The sequence below is a fragment of the Hoylesella enoeca JCM 12259 genome, from assembly GCF_000613405.1.
GTDB lineage: Bacteria > Bacteroidota > Bacteroidia > Bacteroidales > Bacteroidaceae > Prevotella > Prevotella enoeca.
On the sequence record NZ_BAIX01000016.1, the window covers coordinates 11,721 to 31,877 of the forward strand.

The 20,157-nt window shown below is 44.2% G+C and carries 16 protein-coding genes and 3 pseudogenes; 5 read left to right on the plus strand and 14 right to left on the minus strand.

Annotation, left to right across the window (positions count from 1 at the left end):
* Positions 1 to 17: 17 nt before the first annotated feature.
* Genes JCM12259_RS06555 through JCM12259_RS06565 form a run of 4 tightly spaced genes read right to left on the minus strand, consistent with a single transcriptional unit; the run spans position 18 to position 5,328 of the window.
* Positions 18 to 1,346, minus strand: a complete 1,329-nt coding sequence (locus JCM12259_RS06555; RefSeq protein ID WP_025065855.1) for a hypothetical protein — start codon at positions 1,344 to 1,346, stop codon at positions 18 to 20.
* 37 nt (positions 1,347 to 1,383) lie between these two features.
* On the minus strand, positions 1,384 to 1,752 hold the full coding sequence (locus JCM12259_RS17270) for a choice-of-anchor J domain-containing protein (RefSeq protein ID WP_036888669.1): 369 nt from the start codon (positions 1,750 to 1,752) through the stop codon (positions 1,384 to 1,386).
* Positions 1,749 to 2,750 carry a DUF5689 domain-containing protein gene (locus JCM12259_RS16150; RefSeq protein WP_234396572.1) on the minus strand — a complete coding sequence of 334 codons (1,002 nt, stop codon included), beginning with the start codon at positions 2,748 to 2,750 and terminating at the stop codon, positions 1,749 to 1,751. The genes JCM12259_RS17270 and JCM12259_RS16150 overlap by 4 nt, the downstream gene beginning before the upstream one ends.
* 13 nt (positions 2,751 to 2,763) lie before the next feature.
* Positions 2,764 to 5,328 (minus strand): TonB-dependent receptor, encoded by a 2,565-nt coding sequence (locus JCM12259_RS06565; protein WP_025065856.1) that lies wholly within the window; start codon positions 5,326 to 5,328, stop codon positions 2,764 to 2,766.
* A gap of 177 nt (positions 5,329 to 5,505) precedes the next feature.
* Between JCM12259_RS06565 and JCM12259_RS06570 the strand changes: the two genes are divergently transcribed.
* The 4 genes from JCM12259_RS06570 to JCM12259_RS06585 all read left to right on the plus strand — a co-directional run bounded on the left by JCM12259_RS06570 (position 5,506) and on the right by JCM12259_RS06585 (position 8,337).
* Positions 5,506 to 6,555, plus strand: coding sequence for an endonuclease/exonuclease/phosphatase family protein (locus tag JCM12259_RS06570; RefSeq protein ID WP_025065857.1), 1,050 nt, complete (start codon positions 5,506 to 5,508; stop codon positions 6,553 to 6,555).
* The gene (locus JCM12259_RS06575) at positions 6,552 to 7,133 is read left to right on the plus strand and encodes a uracil-DNA glycosylase family protein (RefSeq protein ID WP_025065858.1); all 582 of its coding nucleotides are present in this window, start codon (positions 6,552 to 6,554) and stop codon (positions 7,131 to 7,133) included. The genes JCM12259_RS06570 and JCM12259_RS06575 overlap by 4 nt, the downstream gene beginning before the upstream one ends.
* Before the next feature lie 80 nt (positions 7,134 to 7,213).
* Positions 7,214 to 7,834 carry a uridine kinase gene (udk, locus tag JCM12259_RS14250; protein WP_036888671.1) on the plus strand — a complete coding sequence of 207 codons (621 nt, stop codon included), beginning with the start codon at positions 7,214 to 7,216 and terminating at the stop codon, positions 7,832 to 7,834.
* A 74-nt stretch (positions 7,835 to 7,908) separates the two neighbouring features.
* Positions 7,909 to 8,337: a hypothetical protein gene (locus tag JCM12259_RS06585; RefSeq protein ID WP_025065859.1), complete on the plus strand. Its 429-nt coding sequence runs from the start codon at positions 7,909 to 7,911 to the stop codon at positions 8,335 to 8,337.
* A 431-nt stretch (positions 8,338 to 8,768) separates the two neighbouring features.
* Here the strand turns inward: JCM12259_RS06585 and JCM12259_RS14255 are convergent.
* From JCM12259_RS14255 to JCM12259_RS06625, 8 genes and pseudogenes are all read right to left on the minus strand, one after another.
* A pseudogene (locus JCM12259_RS14255) lies at positions 8,769 to 9,949 on the minus strand (GDP-L-fucose synthase family protein).
* A 6-nt stretch (positions 9,950 to 9,955) separates the two neighbouring features.
* Positions 9,956 to 11,035, minus strand: coding sequence for a GDP-mannose 4,6-dehydratase (gene gmd / locus JCM12259_RS06595; RefSeq protein ID WP_025065860.1), 1,080 nt, complete (start codon positions 11,033 to 11,035; stop codon positions 9,956 to 9,958).
* Between the two features lie 15 nt (positions 11,036 to 11,050).
* On the minus strand, positions 11,051 to 12,118 hold the full coding sequence (locus JCM12259_RS06600) for a mannose-1-phosphate guanylyltransferase (RefSeq protein ID WP_025065861.1): 1,068 nt from the start codon (positions 12,116 to 12,118) through the stop codon (positions 11,051 to 11,053).
* Positions 12,119 to 12,565: 447 nt separating this feature from the next.
* Positions 12,566 to 12,910, minus strand: a complete 345-nt coding sequence (locus JCM12259_RS06605) for a hypothetical protein (RefSeq protein WP_025065862.1) — start codon at positions 12,908 to 12,910, stop codon at positions 12,566 to 12,568.
* 52 nt (positions 12,911 to 12,962) lie between these two features.
* A complete protein-coding gene (locus tag JCM12259_RS06610) occupies positions 12,963 to 13,259 on the minus strand; it encodes a winged helix-turn-helix domain-containing protein (protein WP_025065863.1) in 297 nt (98 codons plus the stop codon).
* Positions 13,260 to 13,403: 144 nt separating this feature from the next.
* Positions 13,404 to 15,170, minus strand: coding sequence for an aspartate--tRNA ligase (gene aspS, locus JCM12259_RS06615; protein ID WP_025065864.1), 1,767 nt, complete (start codon positions 15,168 to 15,170; stop codon positions 13,404 to 13,406).
* 386 nt (positions 15,171 to 15,556) lie between these two features.
* On the minus strand, positions 15,557 to 16,069 hold the full coding sequence (locus JCM12259_RS14260) for a hypothetical protein (RefSeq protein ID WP_051559223.1): 513 nt from the start codon (positions 16,067 to 16,069) through the stop codon (positions 15,557 to 15,559).
* A 72-nt stretch (positions 16,070 to 16,141) separates the two neighbouring features.
* On the minus strand, positions 16,142 to 17,545 hold the full coding sequence (locus JCM12259_RS06625; RefSeq protein ID WP_025065865.1) for a C10 family peptidase: 1,404 nt from the start codon (positions 17,543 to 17,545) through the stop codon (positions 16,142 to 16,144).
* 288 nt (positions 17,546 to 17,833) lie between these two features.
* Between JCM12259_RS06625 and JCM12259_RS14265 the strand changes: the two are divergent.
* Positions 17,834 to 18,224 (plus strand): annotated as a pseudogene (locus JCM12259_RS14265) (DUF1573 domain-containing protein).
* A 333-nt stretch (positions 18,225 to 18,557) separates the two neighbouring features.
* On the opposite strand, the gene xseB reads toward JCM12259_RS14265, so the two are convergent.
* Positions 18,558 to 18,761 (minus strand): exodeoxyribonuclease VII small subunit, encoded by a 204-nt coding sequence (gene xseB, locus JCM12259_RS06640; RefSeq protein ID WP_025065866.1) that lies wholly within the window; start codon positions 18,759 to 18,761, stop codon positions 18,558 to 18,560.
* Positions 18,762 to 18,781: 20 nt separating this feature from the next.
* Positions 18,782 to 20,091 (minus strand): annotated as a pseudogene (xseA, locus tag JCM12259_RS14270) (exodeoxyribonuclease VII large subunit).
* Positions 20,092 to 20,157 lie beyond the last annotated feature (66 nt).

A 20,157-nucleotide genomic window follows, 5' to 3' on the forward strand; every position in this document is an offset into this window, starting at 1 on the left:
AATATTTCCCAATGTTTTTAGTTAGCATAGGTAATTGTGATCTTCTGCACGCGAAGCTGAACACCACCTCCGCTTGCTTCGGTAAAGACATTGGTGTAAACGGCTTTCACACCATCAAACTTGATGGTTGCTTTGGCATTACCCACATAATCGGTGTCTTTAAACGAATCGCAAGTAAATACAATTTTGGCGATTGCTTTCTTACCATTGATCGTGATGGTATTGTTTTTGTAGACGCGCACTCCTTTGGTTTTAGAATGAAATAAGGGAACATTTGTCTCCCCATTAGCATCAAAGGTGATAATCGTTCCATCCGTTAGAGTGAACGTCGTGACGGGTTTGTTATGTTCAAAACCTTGTTTTGCCAAATCCACTTCAATGGTTTCCGTGCTCGCAGTGACAGTTTTGTTGGTCATTGTGACCGTTTTTCCAGAGATGGTTACAACGTCGCCTGACGGTGTCGGAGGTGTAACGCCGCCTGAAGTCTGGCCGTTCAAAGAGTAGAGATATGTCTTGTTGGTAACCGACTCGGGTGTGTTGCCTTTGAAATTGATGAACGGCCCAAAGACCACTACATCGTCTCCCACCTTGAGATCCTTGTCGGATGTGAATTTCTGATTGCCCAATCCTTTCGAGCGGAAGATGTAAAGCTGATTATTGGCAGTGCCATCGTCTGAGATATAATAGGTTGCATTGCCATATCCTACATCTATTTTATTAATCGAAACAATCTTGCCTTTTACATACATATCGCTTGAATTGACATCGGCTTTAAGTGCTTTGATCACCTTTAAAGCGCCTGCCACATTGTAAGGATCAGTCTGTGTGCCGCTACCTTTGGGATCACCCTCAGACGAAGGATCGCCGGCTGTTTGGCCGTTGAGCGAATAGATGAAATTGCCTTGTGTAAACTCGTGCGTACCATTGAAGTCAATTAGTTTACCGCAAATGATCACGTCGTCGCCGGTCTTGATTTCTCCCTCTGCTTTAAACTTGTTTTTACCGAGTGCAAAACCACGAAACACTTTCAATTGATTATTAGCCGTTCCGTCATCAGATATGTTATAGGTGGCGTTTCCGTATTTAGCGGCATCCACTTCCTGTACGGATACAATCTTACCTTTCACATATACTTCTTGGTCTAAACCTGTTCCGGCTTTGATAAAGTTATGAGCAGCAGACACATTAAATGGGTCTGCTTTCGTTCCTGTTCCTTGTGGATCGGCTATTTGGGGCTTTTCCTCATTCTTGGTTGGGTAATTGTAAGGCGCCGGTACATCTTCACAACTGATGAAAGTCATGGCTGTCATAGCCAGCGCAAACATTGAATAAATGAACTTTTTCATATTGATATTCTTTTATTGATTGCAAATAATGATGTGATTATTCGATATTGAAGTCCTTGATTTCCCAAGTTCCTGCCGCAGTTGATGATCCCTTGTAAATGAAAGCCACCTGAATCTTGTTACCGGCATACTTCGTTATGTCGATACGTTGTGTGGCTCCGGGAGTCGAGAACGTTGTAAAGCCTTTCTCGGGTTTGGCCGGATAACCGATTTTCAAGGGCTCCCATTTACCTTTTTCTGTCTTAATGCAAACAGTGGCTTCATCTTCCAGCTTTCCGAAATAGGCATTGATGACTTGCTTGAAAGACAATGTTGCTTTCTTGATTTTGCTCAAATCGATAACAGGCGATATTAACCAACTCTCGGCGTCATTATTTTTACCACTGGCATAGGAGCCGGCTTTCATATAAGAAATGCCATTATAGGTAGCGTGCGACCACACTTGATTGAGCCTCCACTTAATTTTACATTATTGATCGTGAATTTTCCTTTTCCTTTGGCAAATGTTTCACTGAAATAAGCCAATACAGTCTTTTCTATATCGGCTGTTGATCGCACCAAAACTTGCCATGTGTTACGATAACGAGTGAAGATTCCGGTGAGATTAATAGTGTCTTTTGTCACTATCTCATTGGCAAAGTTAGCAAACGTGCTGGTACGGACCACTAAATTTCCAGTGCTGATATTCGTGTCCGAAGATAAATCTTTCAATTGCCGATTAACACTTCCGGCTTTGTCCTTCTGGCTCTTGGGGGCATAAACAACCTTACCGTCAGCACCAACAAAGGCTACTTTCTTGATTGTCATCAGTTTTCCGGCGTTAGATTCCAAGTATTTGGTATCGGCGATACGGCTTAAATCAAACTCTTCTGCTAATGATTGGGCCTTAGATGCGTTTGCTTCTCCGATGAGTTTGAAGTGTTCCTGCCATGTGAATCGATTCATTCGACCCACGGATTGTGCTCCTGTTGTGGCATTAGTGTATATACCTCCGAGTTGAGCCTGCTGTCCGTAACCTCCTATGATCAAGCCTTTGAGGTTGATAAGAATCTCTTGTCCCACGGGAAGATAACCGTGGAGACCAGTTGCACCGATACCGACGATCAAGGCACCAGTCTTATCTTGTACGGCAATTTGTTGATAGAGATTGCCTTGAATATCGTTACCCGTGACGATGACTTTCAGTTGTTGATCATCTGTTATCTCCTTATATCCGTTGCCGGAGATAGCAGCTTGATAAGCGTTTTTTAGTTGAGCGACTGTGATAACATTTGATTCCGTCAGGCTATTATTGCCCCATGGCGTTCCTTTTTGATCTAAGTCGGGACCTGCGTAGTCGCTTCCCATACAGGAAGCAAGCAAAGTGCCGACTGCTATCATTATAATATATGTCAGTCTTTTCATATCGTTGGAATTTTTAGAATCTGTAAGAAACCTGGAACATACCGATTGTTCCGAAGGCATAATACTTTTTAGGATTATGAAGGAAAGAGTAAGTGCGCATCTTATTGAGCGTACCGTCATCCTTAACCGTGTAATTGCTCCGGCTGTATTCATATCCGCCGGTTACGATTCGTTGATTATTGAGAATATTGTTGACAATGAGATTGAAATTGAGTTGTCCTTTGCGGAGACGAACAGATTTACCAATGCTACCCGACATCATCCATCCGCCATGCCCTTTGGCCTGTTCCGGCACGATGAAATTGCCTTCGTTGTCAATGCTGTGCATTGTTGTCAGTGTGCCTTGATAGCGGAAACTCGGCGTGTAAGATAGATAGATGCGATCGTAATAGTTCATATTCAGATCCACATACCAGCCGCTTTGATGGAAGCTCAGTCCGATGCTGCCGGCTGTAAGCGGCGTCCCCGATTCACGCATACCCTTGTTCATGACAATGTCTTTGGTCATTTTAGCCGAGGTTGAGTTCAAGTAAGCCACACGTGAGTTATTGATGTTCTTCGCTTCACTCCAAGTGCCGAGTGTTTTCAAGTCAAGATACGAGGTGAGTTTGAATCTCATACCTAATTCTACACCATAATATTCTTTCTTAATACCTGTCATGGAGACGTAAGTAAATGAGTTTACGTCGTCGAAGAAAAAGTTTTGCCACTCCGTTATGTGGTCTAATCGACTGTAATAACCACTCAGATTGGCGTGCAGCCACGCATTTTGGTATTGGTAGCTGATGTCGCTGCTCAGCACATGCTCGTCTTTCAAGTTAGAAACGAAATCATTATTCATTTCCGGTGAAACGAAAGCTGTTGTTGCTTGAGGAGCACGCCACTCGTAACCGATACCAAGTTTAAATACATGTCCGCGTCCAGCATCAAGTGTCACAGCACCTTTCCCACCGCCTTCACCGAACTTCGCACGACCGCTTCGACCGTAAGAATTTTCCGGGAAGAGACCATTACGCATGTAACCATAGCGGCTCATATCTGTGGCTCCGATCTTCCCGGCTACCATCAAATGCCATCTGCCTGTAGTAATAGCGTAATTGCTCCACACCAAGGCCTTGTGAAGAGTGATTCGATAATCATAACCAAACTTGTCTCCTTCATACACCAATTTACCCAAACGATTGGGACCGGCTGTGTTGAGATCATAATGGATAGCATCACTTGAAGCCGGATAATCGCCCAAAGCAAAAGTATTGATATTGTGGAAAGATTTTCCGCCCAAGAGATCATCCATCGTCTGATAGTGGCGACCTTCATTTTGACCTAGTACAAGGCCCACATTCCATACCTTATTCTTATTTATATGCGTGGTTAAAACAGAAGAAAGCGTAATTGTTGCATTATTGTTGTGCTTGGCCTGAACGTAATAGAGAGCATCGTTTCCGTTCTTTCCGGCCTGTTCGTTAGCCCAATAAAGGCGATCCCAATTGATTTGCCGATTGGCTTTCGATGCTGTCCAGTAGTCATAAGCTGCTTGCCAGTCGCTCAAAGCGGCAGCATTGGTGTTAGGATTAGTGGCATTGCGCTCTCCCCAAACATCATAGAAAGAACTTGGCATGTTCTTCCAATAATCGGGTTGAGGATTCTCTGCGTTGCTATAATTGAGTTTCGTACTCTTATATATACTGTATTTCCCGAAAAGTGAAGTGGTGAGCCGCATATCTTTATTGATGTCCCAATCCCATGTGAGGATAGCAGACGGTGCGAAATCATTGATCACTCGCGAGTTGCGTTTGTGTCCATTGAGATAGCCCCAATAAGGATTGTAATAATAATCATTGGCCAGCCAATAGGCCTCATCAGTCGAAGCACCTTGCGAGGTACGTTCTGTTGGGTTTCCCCAAGTGCTGAATGACAAGGAGTGTCCGTTGTTCCATTGCTTCTGAGCAGCAAAGAAATAAGAGAGCGCATTATAGAAAGTTCCCTCTGCATAACCGCGATTTGCCCAACGATAAGTGACATTTGCGGCTATCGCCCAGCCTTTGCTGTTGAATCCCGAAGCATACGTGTACATGCCACGTAGGGTGTAATTGCCATTCGAGCCAAGTAAAGAAACACGGTGACCAGCCGCCATATTACCAGCACGGAAGTTATAATTGTTGCTTCCACCCATGCCGGCTATGGCAAAGTTGCTGTTCTCGAAAGGCAATGCAAAATCTACATTGCGTGTCTGTTGATTGAGACCACCTATCATTGAATAGCGGAATTGTCCCGATTCCATGTCATTTACCGGCATTCCATTGATATAGATGTCGTTATACTTTGGGTTGAAAGCACGATAACGGAATCTTACCGGCGAGAACAGATACCCCACTTGTGATGCGTAGACGTTGGTATTGGAATTGAGAATAGTCACGTTTTGTGACATGTCGTCATCCTCTCCCAACTGCGATTCAGAGAAAGTGAAGGCCGATTCATCAATGGATTTGGCCGTCTGTTGCTGTGTTTTGGTGCTCTGAGCAAATGTCAGAGACGTATAACACAAGGCGATTACAGCTAATCTCAGCTTTTTCTGCATAGTTGAAAATGATTAATAATTATATTCTTTATGCTGCAAAGTAACAAAATAAGTTTTAAAAAAGAAAGACTTTTTATGAGAAAAATCATCAACAATGCCTTTTTATCGGATTATTTTACGACATTTGCATCTCAGATTCACTATCTTTGAGAAGTTTACTTAACAATGAAATACATGATGAAGAAGCATCTTTTTGCGATAGCCTTATCGCTGTTAGTCTCAATGTCGGCATCTGCCGAGAAGAAATTTGCTGTTTATGCCATCGGTTTTTATAACCAGGAGAATCTTTTCGACACATGTCACGATGCAGGAAAGAATGACTATGACTTTCTGCCAAACGGCTCTTATAAATGGGATGGGTTGAAATACACTCATAAACTTCGTAATATGGCGAGGGCACTTGCTGATATGGGGACAGATGTCTTGCCACAAGTGGGATGTGCCGTTATCGGACTCAGCGAGGTAGAAAACGATAAGGTATTGGATGATCTCACAGCGCAAGCTCCTTTGCATGCACGCGGATACAAATATATACACATCGAAGGGCCTGACCGACGCGGTATAGACTGTGCGCTGCTTTATAATCCTGCACTTTTCAAGGTGAAGTCTTCGCGCCTCATTCCTTATGTACAGGAGTTGGAGAAAGACAGCGCTTTCCATACACGCGGATTCCTCACGGTGAGCGGAGAGATGGCCGGTGAATCGTTGGCGGTGGTGGTTTGTCACTGGCCGAGTCGTTTCAGTATTCCGTTTTATCGAGAGTCGGCAGCCCGACAGGTGAAAGCGATCAAAGACTCGTTACTGAAAGAGAATCCGGCTTGTAAAGTCTTGGTGATGGGGGATATGAATGATGATCCCATTAATAAAAGTATGCACGAAGTGCTTGGGGCTAAAGCGAATATCGAGGATGTGAAGGCTGATGACATGTTTAATCCTTGGTATAATATCTTAGCTAAGGAAGGAAAGGGCACTTTGCAGTATCAAGGTTCATGGAATCTTTTCGATCAAATCGTGCTGACACCTAACTTGCTCAACAGAAAGGGACAGAAAGATTTCTCAACATTGAGATATTGGAAGAATCAAGTGTGTCGTTTCGATTATCTATTGCAGACAGAAGGAGCTTACAAAGGAGGCCCTAAGCGCACCACAGCAGGTGGTGTGTGGCTCGACGGATACAGCGATCACCTGCCGGTTGTGGTTTATCTTGTCAAGGAGCAGAATCAATGAAGGAGATAGAGACACATCCTTTCGAGCCGTTTATGCCCGAGAACGCTCGGATATTGATGCTGGGCACGTTCCCACCTGCACCGAAACGCTGGTGCATGGAGTTTTATTATCCTAATTTCCAAAATGACATGTGGCGTATCTTTGGCCTCATCTTTTTCCAGGATAAAGATTATTTTGTAGTCAAAGGCCGAAAGACGTTCGATATAGATAAGATTATTGCCTTGTTGAAAGAGCGGGGAATTGCTCTCTTTGATACGGCCTTGCGTGTCTGTCGCACCAAGAATACGGCTTCAGACAAGGATTTAGAGATTGTCCAGCAGTCTGACTTAGATGCCATGCTGCGACAGCTGAAATTGTGTCGTGCTATTGTCACCACGGGACAATTGGCCACATCGGTCGTCGTTGCCCATTTCGGTATCACCTCGCCCAAGGTTGGTCACTTTACAGACTTTGTCTTCGAGGGACGCCCCATGCGTCTTTATCGAATGCCGAGTAGTTCGCGAGCTTATCCGATGCGCGTGGAAAGCAAGGCCGAAATATACAAGAGTTTGTTACTGAGTGAGTTTGTGAGCATATAAGTTTATGTGGTCTTCACAATGACCTTATAAGCTCACAGATTCACCCATTCATAAAACGCATAAATCCATAAAACTCACTCATGACCATCATTGGAATTGCCGGTGGCACAGGTTCAGGTAAGACCACCGTTGTGAAGAAGATTGTAGAAACCCTGCCGCCGCATTATGTGGCGGTGGTCCCATTGGATTCGTATTACAACGATACGACTGGTATGACAGAAGAAGAACGGCATGCTATCAACTTTGACCATCCCGACGCTTTCGACTGGAAACTCTTGATCAAACAAGTCAATGATTTGCGCGAAGGCCGTGCCATTGAGCAACCCACCTATTCCTATCTGCAATGCAATCGATTGGCTGAGACGATCCATGTAGAACCGAAGCCCGTTATCATTATCGAGGGGATTATGACGCTGCTCAATAAGAAGTTGCGCGATGTCATGGACTTGAAGATCTTCGTGGATTGTGATCCCGATGAGCGACTGATTCGGAACATCCAGCGTGACACCATTGATCGCGGACGCACTGTCTCGATGGTCGTCGATCGTTATTTGCAGGTGCTCAAACCGATGCACGAACAGTTTATCGAGCCAACTAAGCGCTATGCCGATCTCATCATTCCGCAGGGTGGTGAGAATGTCAAGGGCATCGGCATCCTTTGTAAATATATCGAGGGACTATTTCCCAGCGATCAAGGATAGAAAAAACAATAATTTGCTTGCGTATTACGAATATTTTGTAACTTTGCAGCGTTTAAGATAAAAAATATAGAGTTATGAAGAAACTATTTTTGGCATCGTTGATGATGCTTTCGTTAAGCACGGCCTGCTCCAGCTTGACACAAGGAGACACCAAGATGGAGTCGATGAAGCAACAGCAGAAGGTTCTGAAACTTAACACGCAGTTGAATAAATTGAAAATAGAACACCAGAAGGCTGTTGACGAAACAGCACAATTGCAACAGAAGGCTGCCGAAGCCAACGCTGCTGCCAATGCTTCGTCTTATACTTCTTATTCCACGTCAGATGCGTCGGCCACGGCTAAAGCAGCCAAAGAACGTGCCAAGACGCTGAATAAAGTGAAGAAGGCCAACAATAAGTTGGCTGCCAGTCAGAAGAAGATTCAGAAGTTGGAGAAGAAGATCAATGAATTGAATGCTAAGTTGGCTAAACTGACCCAGAAGGTTAAGTTTGTCAACCAATAACGTACGTCCCTCCTCCATGTAGCTGATCGCTTGATCAGCCAGCACCTATCGGAGGAGCAAGAATAACAAATGACGAACTGCTTTGATGAGCAGTTCGTCATTTCTTGTTTATGTTTCCGTATGGCACACGAATGCGATCATCCGTTTTTCTCCGCCTTTCATTTATCATTCCGGCACAGGCTGCGTGAGCAGTAGTATAGTAGTCATCGACTGTCCGTATACCTCTCCTCGACTACCAGCATACTTCTCGTGCACCACCTATATACTGCTTCTCAAAACCCAACATAGGATTTTACCAAGAGTTGCGTTGGATTTCGCGATGAGCAATATAGATCTTTTCAAAAAGCTATATAGCTCTCCTCGAAGAGCTATATAGCTGATGATGGATGGGAAAATGTGAAAGGGGGATGCCTTGCTTGTCTGCAAAAGGCTCAGGCTATTGTTGTCGCGATGCTGTTACGATACCAATCGAACAGACGACAAACGCCTTCTTCGATCTCTACATGGTGAGTCCAACCGAGATCATGGAGTTTGCTCACATCGGTGAGTTTGCGCGGTGTGCCGTCAGGCTTGGTCGTATCAAACTCGATGGTTCCGTCAAACCCGATGGTTTGGGCTATCAAGACAGACAGATCGCGGATGGTGAGTTCTTTGCCCGTTCCCACATTGATGTGGCAATTGCGAATCTCTCCTAACGAAGGGATGGCTCCACCTCGTCTGTCTGAGGAATTACGATTGATGGCACCATCGGTCTTTCGACCATAGAACACGGAGGAATAATTGTCTATTCCGATAATATCTCTGAAGTCTACATGGAGCAGGATATGTGCGCTGGCATCGGCCATATCCTCGCTCCATAGAAATTCTCGCAGTGGATGACCTGTGCCCCAGAGCACCACCTTATTGTTGTAAATGCCATAATGAGCCAGCACGTGAAGTATCTCTTCGTGGGAATGGCTGCCCGTAATGCCCTCGACCGGTCGTTTGTTCATGTCTGCCTCGATTGATCGCCAATCTCCTTTTTTGATTAGATCGGCCAAATAAATCTTGCGCATCATTGCTGGCATGACGTGGCTGTTTTCCAAATGGAAATTATCGTTGGGGCCATAGAGATTGGTCGGCATCACCGCCACGTAGTTGGTGCCATATTGGAGATTGTAGCTCTCGCACATCTTCAGCCTGCGATTTTGGCAATGGCATACTCCTCGTTGGTGTATTCAAGCGGCGACGTGAGCAGTGCGTCTTCACGCATTGGTTGGGGAGCCGCCTTGGGATAAATACAGGTGGAGCCGAGGAAGAGCAGTTTCTGCACATCGTGTGCGAAACTCTCGCTGATGACATTGCATTGCATCTTCATATTTTGCATGATGAAATCGGCCCGATACAACGAGTTGGCCATGATTCCGCCGACAAATGCCGCAGCCAAAACCACGGCGTCGGGACGTTCTTTGTCGAAGAAATGTCGGACGTGTTGCTGATCGGTTAGGTCCAGTTCGTGATGTGTGCGCCCCACAAGGTTGTGATAGCCTCGGTCGAGCAGATTATTCCATATAGCCGAGCCGACCAGTCCGCGATGTCCGGCCACGTATATCTTTGAATCCTTGCTTAACATGGTTATCTATTCCGGGAGTTGCGCTTTGAGATACAACTTCTTGACAAATTTCATATCGTGCGCTACCATCAGCTTGACTAGTTCGGCAAAGGAAGTCTTGGTGGGATTCCAGCCCAATTGCTTGCGCGCTTTGGTCGGATCGCCAAGCAATTGCTCTACTTCACACGGGCGGAAATATTTCGGATCGACTTCCACCAGCACCTTGCCTGTGGCTGCATCTATACCTTTCTCTTCAATGCCTTGACCTTCCCAACGCAAATCGATGCCAGCCTCACGGAAAGCCAACGTGCAAAATTCGCGCACGGTGTGCATTTCGCCCGTAGCGATCACAAAGTCGTCGGGTTGGGGCTGTTGCAGGATCAGCCACATGCATTCCACATAATCCTTGGCATAGCCCCAGTCGCGCCGCGCATCCATGTTGCCAAGATATAACTTTTCTTGGAATCCTTGGGCAATTCGGCAAGCTGCCAACGTGATCTTACGGGTAACGAAATTCTCGCCACGGCGTTCGCTCTCATGATTGAACAGGATGCCGTTGCAACAATACATCCCGTAGCTCTCACGATAATTCTTCATGATCCAAAAACCGTAGAGTTTCGCCACCGCATAAGGTGAACGAGGATAAAAGGGTGTGGTTTCACGTTGCGGCACTTCTTGCACCTTGCCGTAAAGTTCGGATGTGGATGCCTGATAAATTCGGCATGTCTGATCAAGTCCGCAGATCCGCACGGCTTCCAATAGTCGTAATACGCCGACAGCATCTGTCTCGGCTGTGTATTCGGGCACATCGAATGAAACTTTCACATGGCTCTGTGCTGCTAAATTATAGATTTCGGTGGGTTGAATCTCGCGGATGATGCGAATAAGTGAGGAAGAATCTGTCATATCCGCCCAATGCAGATTGATCAAACGCTGCTTCTTCGTGTCGCGCACCCATTCATCTAAATATAAATGCTCTATACGACCGGTATTAAACGAAGATGAACGACGCAGAAGTCCATGGACCTCATATCCTTTTTCAATTAAAAACTCGGCCAAGTATGAACCATCTTGACCTGTTATACCTGTGATTAAAGCCGCTTTCATGTGCTTTAATTGATCTTATTTCGTTTCTATAAACTGTGTGATCTTTTGCTCTTCCGATAATTTGCAGACGAGTAAAGCATCGTCATATTCTGCTACAATGTAATCATCCAGTCCCTGAATGATGACTTTCTTTTCCTGTGTTGTGTGTACGATGCAATTATGGGAGTCATACATCGTGATGTTATCACCGATACTGCTGTTGCCGTAAAGGTCGTGTTTCGTCTGTGTCCAAAGGCTGCCCCATGTGCCGAGATCGCTCCATCCGAAATCTGCTGGACACACGAATATTTCCTCGGCTTTCTCCATAATGGCATAATCCACAGATATGTTTTCACACTCCGGATAGCGTTCGTCAATCAAAGCTTGTTCTTTATCTGTACCATAAATATTGAGCATGCTCTCGAAGATTTTGCTAATAGCAGGTTGGTACACCCGAAAGGCATTGACGATTGTGCTGACGCTCCAAATAAAAATACCTGCATTCCAAAAATAATTACTGTTGCTGATATACTTCTGAGCTGTCTGCAAATCCGGTTTCTCGCGAAATGAGTCCACGCGATAAATCTCTTTGTTGCGTGCTGATGTCGTACTCATATCCGCTTGAATATATCCATAACCCGTCTCTGGGCGTGTCGGTTTCATGCCTAACGTGAGAATGGCATCTGTTTCACTTGTAAATTGCAGACACATTGTTATCACACGGCGGAATCCGACAGGATCTGTGATAATGTGATCGCTCGGAGTTACTACGACATTGGCTTTTGGATCTTGCGCTTTGATGCGCCAACTGACATAAGCAATACATGGGGCCGTGTTTCGTCGACATGGTTCTGTTAGGATATGATCCACAGCAATCTCAGGTAGTTGTGCCTTGACAATATCTAAATATGCTTTATTGGTAACCACCCACACGTTATCGGATGCACAAACACCAGCAAAACGATCGAAAGTGAGTTGAAGTAAGGTTCGTCCGACACCCAAAACATCAATAAACTGTTTCGGATTCTCACTGGTACTCATTGGCCAGAAACGACTACCGACGCCCCCTGCCATAATAACTAAGTGATTGTTGCTCTGTGCCATATCATTTCGAGATTTCAAGAATTTACTTTGCAAAGATAGATTAAATGTTCCAAACAACAAAATAAAAGAAAGATGAAAGGTGTTTTAGATAAAGGAAACTCCTTGGCGGCTTCCATAAACAAGTGCCAAGTTTAACTATTCTTTCTTGAATCATATCTTTGGGCTTGACAAAACTGCTCGTTGTAGGGGTACAATCGATGGAAAACAGCGAAAACTGGTCTTCGTAGGCCTACGAAGATCAAAAAGCGAGAGAAACTGCTCGTCGTAGGGGTACAATCGATGGAAAACTGCGAGAACTGCTCGTCGTAGGCTACGACGAATCAATAACGATAAAAACAACTCGTAGTACCCCTATTATTTGCAATTTATTAAGAATTAAACCCCAAAGGTGGCTTCCCTTTTATTTAATCTGAACAGAAGTGCAGGCTGTTTTATCTGCACCGAACATCAGAATAGAGACAAAGATAGGTCTTCTTCCGAAGAAGTATGATCAATAAACGGATCGACAACAGATTCGTCTGCGAATTGAAATTGTATCATGAGCTGTTGTGTTTCTTTTGATTCAAGGTTCAGGCGATAGATTCCGCGCCGATCGGTCCGCATGATCACCGATTCGGGAATCTTGGAATTACTCGCCAAATAAGTGGCTACCGAACGATAAATCTCATCATAGCTCACTGCGCAAAACAGTGAATTGCAGGCATTGAATACGTGATAAGCAATCTTCCGAACCGAAAGACCTTCCTCGCCGGCCTCGGTGAGCACGCTGATAATTTCTCTTTTGTATTGCATAAATAAAAAAAGCCGCAGGCTGAATGTCTGCGGCTCTTTTCTGATTTCCTATTTAAGCAAGGACGATCTTGCTGTCCTCATTCTTGATCTTTCCCTCTTTGAAGAGCCATCCCATACCCAGAAGAACTTCCTCTGTACTGATTTTTGCTGCTTTTGCGATCTCTGCCACTGTCAGCGCTTTCGCTGCTGTTGCCAATGTCTGATAAACATCACCGGCTCTGAAACCTACACTCTCTGCATTGATCAGCACTTCCTCTTTCCTGGTCGTTGCTTTCTTCGCCACTGGTTTCTTAGTTGTTTCAGCTTTGGTTGCTGTGGTTTTCTTCGTCGTTTCTTTCTTTTCTGCCATAATACTACAAACTAAAATTATCCGTTTTTATTTGAAATGAATAACGATCTTTTATATTCTGCGACAAAATTACGACTTTATTTCTGCTTAATCTCCTCTTTATTGAGGAAAAACTGCATTTATCGAATACCAAGGTAATGATTTTCAGTTTTCTTGACTTAAATCAACACGAATCTGCAATTCGTCTAATTGTTTTTGATCGATTGATGATGGAGCATCCAACATCACATCGCGTCCACTGTTGTTTTTGGGAAATGCGATGCAATCCCGAATGGAATCGAGCCCGGCCACGATAGAAACAAATCGATCAAGACCGAATGCCAGTCCGGCGTGAGGCGGTGCTCCGTATTTGAATGCATTGATGAGAAAACCGAATTGAGCCATGGCTCGCTCTTCGGTAAAGCCCAAAATTTTAAACATTTTCTCTTGGAGTTGGCCGTCGTGGATACGCAAACTGCCTCCGCCCACTTCGATTCCGTTACATACAAAGTCATAAGCCTTGGCGCGAACCTGTTCTGGATGTGTGTCAAGTAGGGGTATGTCATCGGGGTTCGGCATCGTAAACGGATGGTGAGTAGCCATCAGCCGCTGTTCTTCATCGCTCCATTCAAAGAGCGGGAAGTCTACGATCCAAAGACATTCGAACTGATCTTTATTGCGCAAACCTAATCGATCGCCCATCTCCAAACGCAAAGCGCAGAGTTGAACACGTGTTCTGTTGGGCTTGTCTCCACTTAAAATCAAGACGAGATCACCGTCTTTGGCGCCCATTTTCTTTTTGACTTGGGAGAGAACTTCGGGTGAATAAAACTTGTCTATGCTACTTTTGACTGTTCCATCGGTATTGAATTTGATATAAACCAATCCCTTGGCGCCGATCTGCGGACGCTTGACAAACTCGGTGATCTCATCGAGTTGTTTCCGCGAATAGTTTGCACAACCTGGCACACAAATGCCACCGATGTATTCAGCGGTGTTGAACACGCCGAAATCTCCGGTCTCTTTCAACACATCCATCAACTCAACGAATTCCATCCCGAAGCGCAAATCAGGCTTATCGCTACCGAAACGGCGCATCGCTTCATGCCAAGTCATCTGTTGAAGTTTGGCCGGCAGTTTCACGCCACGCACCTCTTTAAATAAATGGCGGGCCATATCTTCGAAGAGACCGATCACATCTTCTTGGTCCACAAACGACATTTCACAATCGATTTGTGTAAATTCGGGTTGACGATCAGCTCGCAAATCCTCATCGCGGAAGCATTTGGCGATTTGGAAATAACGGTCGAATCCTGCCACCATCAGCAATTGTTTCAAAGTCTGCGGACTCTGAGGAAGTGCATAGAATTGTCCGGGATTCATCCGGGAAGGTACCACAAAGTCGCGCGCACCTTCCGGAGTGCTACCTATTAAAATTGGAGTCTCTACCTCGATGAAGTTCTGTGCATCTAAGAAATTGCGTATCAGGATCGTCATCCGATGTCGCAATTCGAGATTCTTACGTACAGATGGGCGGCGCAAATCTAAATAGCGGTACTTCATCCGAATATCATCGCCGCCGTCGGTGTTATCTTCAATCGTGAAAGGAGGTGTCAGACTGTCGCTTAAAAGATTCAGTTCGTGGGTCAGAATTTCAATCTCTCCTGTCGGAATATTGTTGTTTTTGCTCTGTCGTTCACTCACTTCACCCCTGATCTGAATGCAAAATTCGCGTCCCAATCGGTTGGCTTTGTCGCAGAGTTCTTTGTCATCGGCTTCGTTGAAGACCAATTGCGTGATGCCGTATCGATCTCTGAGATCCACAAAGGTCATTCCGCCCATCTTCCTGACACGCTGCACCCATCCCGCCAGTGTCACGTTTTTGCCGGCGTCGGAAAGGCGCAACTCGCCGCAAGTATTTGTTCTATACATCTTCTTTTAGCATTATTTCATCTGTCGTGCAAAATTACAACAATTTATCGAAAAGCCTCTTCAAAATCAAAAGTTTCATTGCCCTGTCAACGAATTATAGTAAAGTTTGCTGTTCATCAACAAATAGCATGTCTTAAATGATTATTCCAGAATCTTCTCCGGTAGGCATTCTTTCTTATATAGTAGTCCGACCGTGACACTACTCCCTATTTTCTCATCGTGAAGTCTGAGTGGTAATTCACAACTTTCATCACCTGGTAAAAGTGTGGAGAGGCTCAATTTATGTAAAACTTCAATCGCTTTATCCGACTTTTCAGATAGGCTGAATTCACGAACAAACTTTGAGTTATTGCTCTGCAAAAGCAAAATGATTGGTCTATTATCTTTTATAACGATGTCATAAGTGCCATGCACAAAGCCGGACCGACGTATCGATACTTTCTGAAAGCATAATTGCACATATAGAAAGAGCGCTTAGCATCTTCAATTAGAAAGATACCCGCGGGTCCTTTCCAATAAGGATCCGAACTTTTTGATTTCTCTAAACAGACATAAGGTGGAATGACTTTGACCATTAATTGCTGTACCTCCTTTGTCTGATTATCTACAAGAGTGATTGTTTCTACAAGCGGTTTACTTCCGGTAATATTTAGTTGTCCTAATTTCTTGGCATCTTCCATATTCCTGCTATATTCTACATCCAAATTTCCTGTATGTTTAACTGAAATATCACCACTGCCATTCTTGATAAATACAGTAATAGTATCGCCTTGGAATATCTCAAAATAGTCCTTTTCAAGTTTAAAAGGCAATACGATATTCTTATCGGGTGAAGACGAGCAGCCTGTCAATATAGGTAAGGCTAACCAATAAACAATCCAATAAAGTCTTGTTGCCATATTCGTAGGAAATTACACATGTAATACATGAGAATGAACTATATCATAGTTCTCTTAATAGAAGATATAGCTTTATTTCCTCCTTACACGAGGATATATATGGAGATTCTTATTATAGTTGCCATTAGCTGCTGTTTGGAATGTCAAATAAGTGTCATTTCTATCAACCATATAGTAACCGCTTTCATACCCTTTCCAACCAAAATTAGCGTGAATGTAGACATCATTTTTCTTGATTATAGCTTTTAGCATTGTAGAAATTGGTCGCCGTCTGATTTGGTATCCATCTAAAATCCAGCAATGACCGCCATTTTTTCCATCAGTACTCCGAGTTTCCTTTTCTTCATCCCCACCCACTAATACTGGATACTTATTATCCAAAGAGGCAATAATCATCGGGACGTACATATCATATCCTCTGTTTCTCCTATCTAAATCAAAAGTCAATCCCATTGTTTCGAGATAACTACGTGCATTTACAAAATTAGCTCCGCCCGATCCGTCTTCTGCATGCCATTCTGTTTTTATACCATAGGCGACATGTTTACATAAATAAGCAACTTGTTGTTTGACTTCTGTACTTGTATAGGAATCTATATAATAACGTTCTTTAATTAAAGGCCAATTAAGAGTATGACCATAGACAGAATGAATAGCCTCATAATGTGCGACGATTTGTGCTATAGCTGTTCCAACACATCCAACCTGTCTCATAACCTTTTCTTTACCATTTTGAATGGATCCCAATTCATTATTAAAAGGCGAAGATTGTCCCCATTCAGTTTGGAGTAAAGGTTCCACTTCTCTTATTAATGTTCCCGTTTCTGGTTGAGGAATCCATTCCCCACGGGTAAGATTTTCTCCTTTTACAACGATTTTTTCTTTTACATCATCATACGTGATTAGATCGGAATGAAAAGCGGTATGGAGTTTATTTAAAGTTTGTATTCTCAAAGAGTCTTTTAAGTATTCGTAGTGATATATTATTCTTGCAGTAGCAGCTTCTGAATTTTTTATCATCATGCTTGCAGCTTTATTTGATATGGTGTCGCTAAGGCTTCCTTTTTCAATGAAAGCAATGACAGAAGGACATCTCTCATCTCCCGAAACAAGAGCAAATCCTCCATCAACTTTGTTAGATAACTTGATCTGATATACTGGAATAGATATTGCTCCTTTTAGTTTACTTCTTGTTAGAAGATTATTAATGTAATACTTTTTTTCTACAATGGGAGAAATTTGGGAACTTCTCGTCATCGAGTTTTTCGCAAACTCCTGAACAGTCTGTATTGCCTGAGTTGCACTTATTTCTTTCGGATTATCAAAAGCAATACTAATGTATTCCTCTTCTGATAGTTGCAAGACATCGTTTTTTGATATACCCATTTGTTGTTCATCGTACTTGGAACAAGAAGTTAAACTTGTAAGTCCCACAAGGATTAATCCTAATCCTACCAGCATTGTTGTTGTTTTCATGTCAATTTGTTTATATTAATAATAATAGAAAATTATTGTGATCGTTTGTAACGATGATATATCATGATAACTGTGTACAAAGTTAGAAAAAATTGTGAGAAGTTCCAAATAATGAAAGCCTTTTTACAGCAAAGGAAGAGAAATCAAATAGCACTTGCAATTAATAGATGAATTGAATGTAAAATAATTTTATAAAAGCTATTATAATGCTAATTTCTTGTATATTTTATATTGTCCCATAGTCTTTTTAGTAACTTTGCCCTTGTATTCATATAAATATAAAGAGATATGAAGAAGTTTTTGAGTATAGCATTGATGCTATTCGCGTGCTTGACATACGCTTCGGCGCAGCAGCAGGCAGAGATTAAATTCGACAAAGTGACGCACGATTTCGGTACGTTTAGTGAAACCAACCCTGTCCAGGAGACGGTGTTCACGTTCACGAATGTAGCCAAGCACCGTTGATCATCAATCAGGCGGTTGCCAGTTGCGGCTGTGCGGTTCCCTCTTATACCAAAGAACCTATCAAGCCGGGACAAAAAGGACAGATCAAAGTGACCTATAACGGCAAGGGGAAATTCCCCGGTCACTTCAAGAAGAGCATCACGTGCGCACCAATGGCGTGCCTGAGATGACGCGTCTCTATATTGAAGGGGTTATGAAAGAGGCTTCTAAATAAGCCGATTAGGGACATTTTTCGCCTGTTGAGGCGATAAATGATGAAAGCCCGAGACTTGAATAGGATTCAGTCTCGGGCTTTTTATGGGGCGAATTGTCTTTTGTTGGTTTGCAAACAAGACGTTGTTTCCTGTCATCGCACTTGTATGCACGTTGTAATTAACGGTTAAACGTCATCTGACTAACGGTAAAATGCACGACAACTAACCGTTAGTTGCACGCCGTTGCACCGTTAGTCGGAATGCGGGGAGTAGACGGTTGCAAATCAATCATGTATAGGCCATCAACCAAAGGAAGGATATTATTGCACGAGATAATGCGCTGTCGTGCAGGCTCAATGACCAGTTGAATGTTTGTCCAGCAGTTTTTTGATTTCTCCGTCAGTCTTTGTCAGTTTGTCTTTACACAGTTTTATCAACTGCTGAGCAGTCTTCAGCTGCTCGCTGAGCGTATCAATATCAAGCTCATTGTTCTCCATTCGGGTTACGATATCTTCCAATCGGCGTACCGCATCTTCATATTTAATGTTCTGTTTCATATCCGTTCGATTTGTTTCTCTTATTTCACGACAGACCATATCGTGCCGTGAGCCACACGTGTTTCTATCTCGTCGCCCGACCGAAGACTGCGGGCATCGCGCACGGAACGACCGTTGTGCAAGGTGATACTGTACCCGCGGTTGAGCAATTGCACAGGATCGACGGCCTCGACACGCTGTGCAAGCAAGGCCATTCGATGTTGCTCAACTGTGATCAGGCGTTCGGCGGCGGATGGCAAGACGTTGGATAGCGTGTCAAGATGATGGTTGGCGGCGGCGATATGTTGTCCGACGGCATGCGTGAGGGCTGTAAACAAGTTGTCGATGCGGGCTTCCTGTTGCGTCTTGACCACTGAAAACAGCATCGGAATCGTACTTGCGAGTCGGTCAATGCGTATGCGTTCGATCTCCAAACGTTGTCGAACAGTGCGCGTCACAGCGTCTTGCGCCTCGCCGATACGTTGCAACACGGCGGCCAAATGGTCTATAAGAAGAGTCGCTGCGGCCGTAGGCGTCTTCACACTTGTATGAGCAACGAGATCGAGTACGCTCTCATCGCGCTCGTGTCCGATGCCGGTGATGATCGGAAGTGGGAAGTTGGCCACATTTTCAGCCAACTCTAATGTATCGAATCCGCTCAATTCGCTCGTGGCTCCGCCTCCGCGGATGATCACGACAGCGTCGAACGCATCGACATCAGCATTGATACGGTCAAGTGCCGCTATCACACTGCGTTCTACTTGTTCGCCCTGCATCACGGCAGAAAATAATTGTACGGCGAAGCGCAACCCGTAATCATTGTGCATAAGTTGGTTACAGAAGTCGCCATAGCCCGCTGCATTCTCACTGGAAATCACTGCAATGCGCTGTGTAAACATAGGAAGCGACAATTCTCTCTGCAATTCCAAGACTCCCTCCTGCCGTAAAATACGAATGATTTCTTGTCTTCTGCGCGCCAAATCGCCCATTGTAAATCGCGGATCGATATCGGTAACAATCCACGAAAAGCCGTAAGCCTCGTGGAAATCGGCGTGCACCCGCAGCAGCACTTTCAGCCCGGCACACAGCCGTCGGCCCGTCATCCGCTCGAAATAAGGGCCGACCAGCATCCAGCGCGACCGCCAGCACTTGGCTGAAGCACGGGCAACGGGTGTATGAGTCGACACATCTTTCTGCACCAACTCCATATAACAATGCCCTCGTACTTCCCTTACCTCGCAAGTTCGGCCTCTACCCAATATTCATCCGGCATCGAAACTTCGATCGTTTCACGCACAAGCAGATTGAGTTCATATAATGATAGTTGCGGAGTTTGTTCTTGATCGGTCATCTTTTTACCCTCTTTTTCCTATTAAATTGTGCAAAGTTACGATATAAAATCTGTTTTATAGACGTT